The 857-nt window shown below is 63.6% G+C and carries 1 protein-coding gene and 1 pseudogene; both read left to right on the top strand.

Annotated features, from left to right (window positions below):
* Window positions 1-367: pseudogene (locus V8324_RS22100) on the top strand (UDP-2,4-diacetamido-2,4,6-trideoxy-beta-L-altropyranose hydrolase); the annotation flags it as partial.
* Window positions 357-857, top strand: a 501-nt coding sequence (locus tag V8324_RS22095) for a formyltransferase family protein (RefSeq protein WP_336422023.1), incomplete at its 3' end; no start/stop codon positions are given. The pseudogene V8324_RS22100 and the gene V8324_RS22095, both read left to right, overlap by 11 nt.

Raw genomic sequence — 857 nt, 5'->3', positions numbered from 1 at the left:
GTGGCCCACGCAGGTCGCGGTGGACGTTTCGGACATGGCCGCCGCCATGGCCGCGGCCGATTTCGCCATCGGCGCCGGCGGCGGCACCACGTGGGAGCGGTGCGCTCTCGGGCTGCCCGGCCTCATCGTCGAGACCGCCGACAACCAGGCCGGTATCGCGCGGGCAATGGCGGCGGCTGGCGCCGCGTTCAATGCCGGACCGCTGGACGCCCCCGGTTTCGCGCGGGCGCTGCACGCCGCACTGGCCGAGGCGGGCGATCCCGCGCGCCTCGACGCGATGGCGCGAAACGCTGCCGCGATTTGCGACGGTGACGGTGCGGCGCGGGTGGTCGAGCATCTGCGCGTCGAGGTGATGCATGAAAATTGACGTGCTCTGTTCAAGCGAAAATCACCCGGTCAACGCGTGGCTGACCACGTGGATGGACAAGCGTTCGGACCGACACGAATTGAGACTCCTGCGCTGCAAGGATCAATTGGCGTCCGGTGATCTGCTTTTCCTTGTGTCCTGCACGGAAATGATTCCGGCGGAGCTGCGCTCTCTCTACAAGCATTCAATCGTGCTTCATGCCTCCGATTTGCCGAAAGGGCGCGGGTGGAGTCCGCATATCTGGTCCATACTGGAGGGTGCGACGCACGTAACGGTATCCGCGATGAACGCGGAGGATCGTATCGATAGCGGCGATGTCTGGGCAAAGGAAAGTTTCGACATTGCCCGGCATGAACTTCACGACGAGATAAACACTTCGCTTTTCGAAACCGAGATGGCCCTTCTGGATCGGGTTGTCGGAATGGTCGAGAAAGGCGAAACGCCTTGCCCGCAATCCGATGAGGCGGCGACCTACTACCCTCGCAGGACG

The sequence above is a fragment of the Roseovarius sp. D22-M7 genome (genome assembly GCF_037083785.1).
GTDB lineage: Bacteria > Pseudomonadota > Alphaproteobacteria > Rhodobacterales > Rhodobacteraceae > Roseovarius.
This window is presented reverse-complemented; position numbering and strand designations above follow the sequence as displayed.